Origin of the sequence: Pseudomonas sp. C2B4, from assembly GCF_013359695.1 — a bacterium.
Classification (GTDB): Bacteria; Pseudomonadota; Gammaproteobacteria; order Pseudomonadales; family Pseudomonadaceae; genus Aquipseudomonas.
Window position 1 is genome coordinate 40,726 of sequence record NZ_JABFMU010000049.1, and the last position, 8,789, is coordinate 49,514.

Here is an 8,789-nt window from a genome sequence, read left to right on the forward strand (position 1 = left end):
GGGGTGTTACAGGCTCAAGGTACGATTCGAAGCCTTGATGAACTCCTGTTTCAACTCTTCAAACGTATGCACCGCCGGAAACTGCGGGAATTCGCGGATCACGTTATCCGGCGCATGGAACAGGATCCCGGCATCCGCCTCGCCCAGCATCGTGGTGTCGTTGTAGGAATCCCCTGCGGCAATCACCCGGTAGTACAGACTCTTGAACGCCAGAACCGACTGACGCTTCGGATCTTTCTGACGCAGCTGATAGCCCGTCACCCGCCCGGTATCGTCGGTAATCAAGCGATGGCAGAGCAAGGTCGGGAAGCCGAGTTGACGCATCAGCGGCTGGGAAAACTCGTAGAAGGTGTCCGACAGGATCACCACCTGAAAGCGCTCGCGCAGCCAGTTGACGAACTCGATGGCGCCGTCCAGCGGCTTGAGCGTGGCGATCACTTCCTGGATATCGGCGAGCTTCAGGCCGTGTTCATCGAGAATCCGCAGGCGCTGCTTCATCAACACGTCGTAGTCGGGAATGTCCCGGGTGGTGGCCCTGAGGGATTCAATCCCGGTTTTTTCGGCAAACGCGATCCAGATTTCCGGGACCAGCACACCTTCAAGATCCAGACAGGCAATTTCCACAAGACACTCCCATTTGTATTGTTTATTGAGTCGAGCGAGCCCGAACTCTAGCGACTCCCTTCCCGCCACGCAACGCAGAGGAGGCCCCGGCCGGCGCAGCTTTTTGTTACCATCGGCCCCATATAGAGCGCCCAGCGCCACCGACCTGTAGGAAGCCGCCCTGATGAGCCCAACGTTCGACGTCGTGGAACTCGCCACGACCTATGCCAACAAATCTGCCCAGGACATCCTTAAGCTCGCGTTCGCCGAGTTCGGCGATGACCTGTGGATATCCTTCAGCGGCGCCGAGGACGTGGTGCTGGTGGACATGGCCTGGAAGCTGAACAAGAACGTCAAGGTGTTCAGCCTCGACACCGGTCGCCTGCACCCCGAGACCTACCGTTTCATCGATCAGGTGCGCGAGCACTACAAGATCGACATCGAACTGGTGTCGCCGGACTACACCAAACTTGAACCGTTCGTGAAGGAAAAAGGCCTGTTCAGTTTCTACAGGGACGGCCATGGCGAATGCTGCGGCATCCGCAAGATCGAGCCGCTGCGTCGCAAGCTGTCCGGCGTGAAGGCCTGGGCCACCGGCCAGCGTCGTGACCAGAGCCCGGGCACTCGAAGCGCCGTCGCGGTGATGGAAATCGACACCGCCTTCTCCACCCCGGAGCGCACCCTGTACAAATTCAACCCGCTGGCGCAGATGACCAGTGAGGAGATCTGGGGTTACATCCGCATGCTGGAGCTGCCGTACAACAGCCTGCATGAACGCGGTTTCATCAGCATCGGCTGTGAGCCGTGCACCCGACCGGTGCTGCCAAACCAGCACGAGCGCGAAGGTCGCTGGTGGTGGGAAGAGGCCACGCAGAAGGAATGCGGGCTGCACGCTGGCAACATCATCAGCAAGTCGAAAGCGTAAACCCACTGTAGGAGCGAGCCTGCTCGCGATGAGCCCGAGAACGCCGCGGGGTATCAGGCTCCCAGCGTTATCGTTGACGACCATCGCGGGCAAGCCCGCTCCCACAGGTGTCAGCATCCAGCCTTAAAAATGTGTACACACAAATGTCACCATCGGTGCCATTTATGTGTGCACTTTTTGTTTCTACGCCCCCAAAAGTTACATTTTCCTGCCTGACACTCCCCCGCAACACCCTTCTTAAACCGGCCCACAAAAATAAATACCTGCTCGATCGGTCAGCTTATATCGCCCGGTTTTCAGCGGTTTAGTGCCCGCTGATAACAAAACGAAATCAGTCACGGATTCCATAGATTCCGGACTGGCACAGATCTGGCTTAAGTGCATACATGTTTTGTATACAATCACCTCAAAACATAAAAACACTTTAGATCCGCAAGCCTGAAGCGCCCTATCCCGTACAGGCTGCAGATGCCCCGTAACCAATGATATTCGCCACCCGCGACGAAGATTGCCGAGCCCAACGCTCATGCACAGTCATCGCGGCGTCGAGCATCAGGAGCCTGCCGGAATGCGTACAAGTCTCTCCAACAACAATATTGCGCTGGATCTGCCCTCCTCCCCTTCCACTCAAACCGGCGATCAAACCTTTGATTGCCCCGTGGTGCTCAGCCCGCGCCTGCACAATAAAGACCTGGCGCCGACCAAGGTCGAAGGCCGGCGTTGGGGCAAATACAGCATTTTCGCCCTGTGGACCAACGACGTTCACAACATCGCCAACTACTCGTTCGCCATCGGCCTGTACGCCCTGGGTCTGGGTGGTTGGCAGATTCTGCTGTCGCTAGGCATCGGCGCGGCGCTGGTGTACTTCTTCATGAACCTGTCCGGCTACATGGGGCAGAAAACCGGCGTACCGTTTCCGGTGATCAGCCGGATCAGTTTCGGTATCCACGGTGCGCAGATTCCCGCGTTGATCCGTGCCGTGATCGCCATCGCCTGGTTCGGGATTCAGACGTACCTGGCCTCGGTGGTGTTTCGCGTGTTGTTGACGGCGGTCCACCCCGGCTTCGCCGAATACGACCACGACTCGATCCTCGGTCTGTCGACCTTGGGCTGGGTGTGCTTCGTGGCGATCTGGTTCGTGCAGCTGGCGATTCTTGCTTACGGCATGGAGATGGTGCGGCGCTACGAGGCGTTCGCCGGGCCAGTGATTCTGCTGACCGTTGCCGCCCTCGCCGCCTGGATGTACTTCCAGGCCAACGCAACCATCGCCTGGTCGACCCGCGCACCGCTGACCGGCGGTGAGATGTGGCGCAACATCTTTGCCGGCGGCGCGCTGTGGCTCGCGATCTACGGCACGCTGATCCTGAATTTCTGCGATTTCGCCCGCTCCTCGCCTTGCCGCAAGACGATCAAGGTCGGAAATTTCTGGGGCTTGCCGGTGAACATTCTGGTGTTTGCGGCGATCACCGTCCTGTTGTGCGGCGCGCAGTTCCAGATCAATGGCCACATTATTGAAAGCCCTACCGAGATCATCGCCTCCATTCCCAACACCTTCTTCCTGGTGCTCGGTTGCCTGGCGTTCCTGATCGTCACCGTGGCGGTCAACATCATGGCCAACTTCGTCGCCCCGGCGTTCGTGCTGAGCAACCTGGCGCCCAAATATCTGACCTTCCGCCGCGCCGGCCTCATCAGCGCCACCATCGCCGTGCTGATCCTGCCGTGGAACCTCTACAACAGCCCGTTGGTGATCGTGTACTTCCTGTCGGGCCTCGGCGCGCTGCTCGGCCCGTTGTACGGCGTGATCATGGTCGACTACTGGCTTGTGCGAAAAGGCCAGATCAACGTGCCGCAGTTGTACAGCGAGGACCCGAACGGCGCTTATTACTACAGCCGCGGGGTCAATTTGCGCGCCGTGGCGGCGTTCATTCCCGCCGCCTTGATCGCCATCGTCCTGGCACTGGTGCCGGGCTTCCACCTGGTCTCGCCCTTCTCCTGGCTGATCGGTGCCGGGATTGCCGGGATGCTTTATCTGATTATCGCCAAACGCCAACCCCACTACGCCGACATCAGCGGTGAATCCATCGCCGTCGATAACGTCAGCCATTGACTCCATCGCGGCCCGGCAGCATCGGGCTGCAGAACTGCCCCGCTATAAGGACTTCTCATGCGCATTCTCGTGGTCAACGTCAACACCACCGAATCCATCACCCAGGCTATCGCCCGCTCGGCGCAGGCCGTCGCTTCTCCCGGTACGGAAATCGTCGGCCTGACACCCCACTTCGGTGCCGATTCCGTCGAAGGCAACTTCGAGAGCTATCTGGCCGCCATTGCCGTCATGGACCGGGTAATGTCCTACGACCAGCCCTTCGATGCGGTGATCCAGGCCGGTTACGGCGAACACGGCCGCGAAGGCCTGCAAGAACTGCTCAACGTGCCGGTGGTGGACATCACCGACGCGGCAGCGAGTACCGCGATGTTCCTCGGCCATGCCTATTCGGTGGTCACCACCCTCGACCGTACCGTGCCGTTGATTGAAGATCGTCTCAAACTATCCGGCCTCTGGGACCGCTGCGCCTCGGTGCGCGCCAGCGGCCTGGCGGTGCTGGAACTGGAACACGAGCCACAACGCGCGCTGGAGGCCATCGTGCATCAGGCCGAACTGGCGGTGACTCAGGACAAGGCCGAAGTGATCTGCCTGGGCTGCGGCGGAATGGCCGGGCTGGACGAGCAAATTCGCCAGCGCACCGGCGTACCCGTGGTGGATGGTGTGACGGCGGCGGTGACCATTGCCGAATCGCTGGTGCGGTTGGGGTTGTCGACCTCGAAGGTGCGGACCTATGCGACGCCGCGGCCGAAACGCATCATTGGCTGGGCGGAGCGGTTTGCCCGATAAACCGAGTCCCCCCATTCGCGAGCAGGCTCGCTCCCACGCTGGATCTGTGCCGTTCACACATCCCCTGTGGGAGCGAGCCTGCTCGCGAATAGCCATTGCACGATCCAGAGCCAGACTTAAATGGCACTGAACCTCTGCCCCAACCCCCGCTCCGCAAACTGCTCAATAATGAAATCGACAAACGCCCGGGTCTTGCCCGGCAGCAGTTTGTGCTCGGCGTAATAGATGGAAATGTTGCCATCATCGACATACCAGTCCGGCAGCACCCGCTGCAACGTCCCCGCTTCCAGATAGCCCACGGCGAATGGCATGCTCACCAGCGCGATGCCCAGGCCTTGAGTGGCCGTAGCGCAGGCTGCTTCCGAATCACTCATGGTCATCCGCGCTTTCAGGGTCAAGGGATTGTGCTGTTGGCTACGACTGGTCAACTGCCAGGAACGCACGCGGCCCGTCTGGGGTGAGCGAATCAGGATGCCCTCGTGATGCTTGAGATCGTCCGGCTCAATGATCGCCTCACGCGCCGCAAGATAGTCGGCAGAAGCCACCAACACACGATGGGCCGGCGTCAGTCTGCGAGCGACCACCCCCTGGGGCAGTTCGAACCCGCCACCAATGGCGGCGTCAAAGCCCTGGCCGATCAGGTCAACCTGACGGTTGTCGAAATGCCAGTCTGGATTGATCGCCGGAAAGCGCCGCAAAAACTCCCCGAGCAACGGCACGATGTACAAGCGTCCGAACACCGTGCCCATGCTGACTTTCAACGTCCCTGCCGGACGTCCCCCGGCGCTGGCGAGGTTGGCAACGGCATTCTGGATGGTGTGCAAACTGCCGCTGACCTCACTCAGAAACAACTGACCCGCCTCGGTCAGCGTCAGGCTGCGGGTACTGCGCTGGAAGAGTCGCACACCCAACCGCGCTTCCAGTTTGGCAACGCTTTTACCCACGGCTGCCGGCGTCAGGCTCAGGCGCCGCGCGGCCTCGGCGAAGCTGCCGACCTCGGCGCTGCGGACAAAGCATTCGATACTGCTGAAGGTTTCCATGGCCGCCACTATAAACTTTTGGTTTACACAGACTATCGCAATCACCGTCTACACAGTGTGTCATCCGATATCGATACTAGGCTCCATCAACCGGGACATCCTGCCTCGGGACTTTGGAGATCGATATGACTACTCAGAACCTCAGCGGCAAAGTGGCTTTGATCCAGGGCGGCTCCCGCGGCATTGGCGCTGCCATCGTCAAACGCCTGGCCGCTGAAGGCGCGACGGTCGCCTTTACTTACGTCAGCTCCACAGCCAAGGCCGAAGCACTGCAAGACAGCATCATCGCCGACGGCGGCAAAGCCTTGGCCATCAAGGCAGACAGCGCCGACGCCGAAGCCATCCGCAATGCCGTGAACGCGACAGTGGAAACATTCGGTCGACTGGACATCCTGGTCAACAACGCCGGCGTGCTGGCCGTTGCACCGCTGGAAGATTTCAAACTCGAAGATTTCGACCAGACCCTGGCCATCAACGTACGCAGCGTCTTCATCGCGACTCAGGCCGCGGCCCGGCACATGACCGAGGGTGGTCGCATCATCAACATCGGCAGTACCAACGCCGATCGCATGCCCTTCGCCGGTGGCGGCCCGTACGCCATGAGCAAGTCGGCGCTGGTCGGCCTGACCAAGGGTCTGGCACGGGACCTCGGCCCGAAAGGCATCACCATCAACAACGTGCAGCCCGGCCCGGTCGATACCGACATGAACCCGGCCGAGGGTGACTTCGCCGACAGCCTGATTCCGTTGATGGCCGTGGGGCGCTACGGCAAGGCAGAAGAGATCGCCAGTTTCGTCGCCTACCTCGTCAGCCCGGAGGCCGGCTACATCACCGGTGCAAGCCTGACCATCGACGGTGGCTTCGGCGCCTGATAAAGGCGAGCCAACCACACTCCCCTGTGGGAGCGAGCCTGCTCGCGAAAGCGGTAGTTCAGTCGACATCAATGTTGTCTGACACACCACCTTCGCGAGCAGGCTCGCTCCCACAGTTGGTTTTGCATCAAGTCCAATCGAGCGCTGGCAGACCGCAGGCACTCGGCCTGAACGCTTTCAACGTACGAAGAATGCCATCGGCATGTGCGTATTTTTCGTCGGCCATCGCCGCATCCGGAATGGCAATCGCCGTCATCCCCGCCGCTTTCGCCGCCGTGACGCCAAACGGCGAATCCTCGAACACCAGGCAATCCTGCGGGGCAACTCCCAGGCGCCGCGCAGCGGTCAGGAAGATATCCGGTGCCGGTTTGGCCGCGCCGACTTCCGGATCATCAGCGGTGACGATGGTGTCGAACAGAGCGAACCAGTCCCGATGTAACGTGGTTTTCTGACCAAACGACTGGCTCGACGAACTGGTGCCCACCGCGATGGGAATGTTGTTGGCCTTCAGATGCCGCACCAGTTCCTGCGCGCCAGGCATCGCCTGTGCGGTAGCAAAACGCTCGCGCATCAGCGGTTCGCGGATCACCAGAAACTCTTCGGCGCTGATCGGCAGCTCAAGCGCCTCGACCACGTAACGCGCCAGGTCACCGGCGCCCCGACCGATGATGTTCTGCTTGATGCTCCAATCGAAGGTGCGTCCATAGCGCCCGGCAATGATGGACGTGACTTCGGTGTAAATGCCCTCGGTGTCCAGCAACAAGCCGTCCATATCGAAAATCACGGCCTTGATCGGGCCAAATTCATTGAGCGCTGCATTCATCGCATCTGATCCGTTTTCAATGACATCCCAGGCGGCTCGGGTGCGGCCGGCTCAGTGACTGATTAAAGGTTTCAGCAGCATAGCGAGCGCGGTTGGCATAGAGCAACGGGCAAAACCCGGGTTCGCTCGATGCGGTGCTGATGATTTAGCGAATCTCCCTACACGAAACACCTCCTTTCCCGACTTCTTTCCCCGTTGATCCCCCGCAGAGTTTCGCGCTCCTTCATCCGAGCGAAACACTGCGCATGTTCGATCCTGACAAGCTGCTGGCCCTGAACAACACCATCGGCTTGCTGGTAGTCGCCGCCATGAATCCGGAACACCCGGATGTCGAAGCGCTGCTCACCGAGTTCCGCCTTTGTCTCAACGACTACGAAGCCTGGGCGGAAAGCTTCTGGACCGGCGGCGCACTGGATGTCGACCAGGTGTTCAAGGTTGGCAACGACGTTCGCCTGACCTCGCCGAAAGCCTCCACCACCCCCGTCAGTTCCACCGTCGCCATGTGCCCCGCCAGCGGCCCGCTGACCCTGGTGCATATGTTCGAAGCCGCGCGCTTCGTGCCGATCGGCAATACGCCGGTGATGCTCGAACCCCTGATTTCAGAAGGCCCGGACGGGCCAACGTTCGGTGAACCGATTTACGACACCATCGGCCCCAGCGGCATCCTCGAAGTCCGCGATTGCTGGCGGGGCAATCGTCACCGCATCACCTTCTTTCCCAACGTCACCCGTGATCACGTCAAGGCACTTTACGCCTCCTATCAAGGCGTCATCGGCGAGCTTGAAGGTTGGTTGCGCGACGAGTGGACAAGCGAGCTCCAAGCGCAGTGGGCCGGGTTTTCCACAGCGGATTTCACGCAACGCTACGGCATGCTGCAACGCGCGGATTGGCGCGGCTTCGAGCAATCGCTCAACGGATTGTGGGACGACGTTAAACAGCTCTATGCCCTGCTCTCGGACCTGCAGGCCAACAGCACCAGGCTCCTTGAATACCTGACCGAAGCCGAACTTGAGGCGCTGCTGAATGCGTCGACCGAGGCCATCGCCAATCTGTTGCTGGTATTGAGCGACGAGCCGTTGATGTTCATTCATTTGGCTGCATTCACCAGTTGGCTGAAGATGTTGCCACCGCAGTACATCGCCGAAGTCGTGGCGGAAATTCGGACGGAGTTGCTGATCAGTTTCCTGCTGGTGTGCTTGACCGGTCCTGCCGGCCTGAAGCTCGGCTTGAGCACCAGGGTGCTGGGCAAGATCAAGTCCGAGCGTGCCCGGCGCTGGCTGGCTGCGGCGGCCCTGCGATTGGCTCAACTGACAAGCCGCTCTGATCTGACCGCTCACGCCGGCGCCCTCAAGCCGCTGATGGTCAAGGCCCGAAACGCCCCCCTGAAACCTGCGCCGGCCGTGCCGCTTCGCATCAGTGCGGCAGGTTCGGCGGATGTTTTGGTGGAAAATCCCGTCGCCATTGCCCGGAACAAAACTGACGCCAAGACACGCCTGAGTCGGCAGGAACCCCACGACGACGCCCCGAAGCAAGCCACCAACCCCAACGGCGACAGCGCCGATACCGCCGCCCACACCGCCACCCACGGCTGCCCGGTGTCGCTGGTCAGCGGCGAAGAGCTGCTGACCCTCAC

7 protein-coding genes and 1 pseudogene are annotated in these 8,789 nt (G+C 60.5%); 5 read left to right on the plus strand and 3 right to left on the minus strand.

Annotation, left to right across the window (positions count from 1 at the left end; genetic code table 11):
* Positions 1–6: 6 nt before the first annotated feature.
* Entirely contained in the window at positions 7–624 is a 618-nt protein-coding gene (thrH, locus tag HNQ83_RS24150) for a bifunctional phosphoserine phosphatase/homoserine phosphotransferase ThrH (RefSeq protein ID WP_175391263.1), read from the minus strand.
* 163 nt (positions 625–787) lie between these two features.
* On the opposite strand from thrH, the gene HNQ83_RS24155 reads away from it, so the two are divergent.
* The 3 genes from HNQ83_RS24155 (at position 788) to HNQ83_RS24165 (ending at position 4,421) form a co-directional block, all read left to right on the plus strand.
* Positions 788–1,528 (plus strand): phosphoadenylyl-sulfate reductase, encoded by a 741-nt coding sequence (locus HNQ83_RS24155; RefSeq protein ID WP_175391264.1) that lies wholly within the window; start codon positions 788–790, stop codon positions 1,526–1,528.
* A gap of 568 nt (positions 1,529–2,096) precedes the next feature.
* Positions 2,097–3,635, plus strand: coding sequence for an NCS1 family nucleobase:cation symporter-1 (locus tag HNQ83_RS24160; protein ID WP_175391265.1), 1,539 nt, complete (start codon positions 2,097–2,099; stop codon positions 3,633–3,635).
* 57 nt (positions 3,636–3,692) lie between these two features.
* Positions 3,693–4,421, plus strand: coding sequence for an aspartate/glutamate racemase family protein (locus HNQ83_RS24165; protein ID WP_175391266.1), 729 nt, complete (start codon positions 3,693–3,695; stop codon positions 4,419–4,421).
* 116 nt (positions 4,422–4,537) lie between these two features.
* On the opposite strand, the gene HNQ83_RS24170 is transcribed toward HNQ83_RS24165, so the two are convergent.
* The gene (locus HNQ83_RS24170) at positions 4,538–5,461 is read right to left on the minus strand and encodes a LysR family transcriptional regulator (RefSeq protein ID WP_175391267.1); all 924 of its coding nucleotides are present in this window, start codon (positions 5,459–5,461) and stop codon (positions 4,538–4,540) included.
* A 125-nt stretch (positions 5,462–5,586) separates the two neighbouring features.
* Here HNQ83_RS24170 and HNQ83_RS24175 point away from each other — a divergent pair, with 125 nt between their 5' ends.
* Positions 5,587–6,333 (plus strand): 3-oxoacyl-ACP reductase family protein, encoded by a 747-nt coding sequence (locus HNQ83_RS24175; RefSeq protein ID WP_175391268.1) that lies wholly within the window; start codon positions 5,587–5,589, stop codon positions 6,331–6,333.
* A gap of 127 nt (positions 6,334–6,460) precedes the next feature.
* Here HNQ83_RS24175 and HNQ83_RS24180 read toward each other — a convergent pair whose 3' ends face one another.
* Entirely contained in the window at positions 6,461–7,156 is a 696-nt protein-coding gene (locus HNQ83_RS24180) for an HAD-IA family hydrolase (protein ID WP_175391269.1), read from the minus strand.
* A 245-nt stretch (positions 7,157–7,401) separates the two neighbouring features.
* On the opposite strand from HNQ83_RS24180, the pseudogene HNQ83_RS24185 reads away from it, so the two are divergent.
* Positions 7,402–8,789 (plus strand): annotated as a pseudogene (locus HNQ83_RS24185) (type IV secretion protein Rhs); the annotation flags it as partial.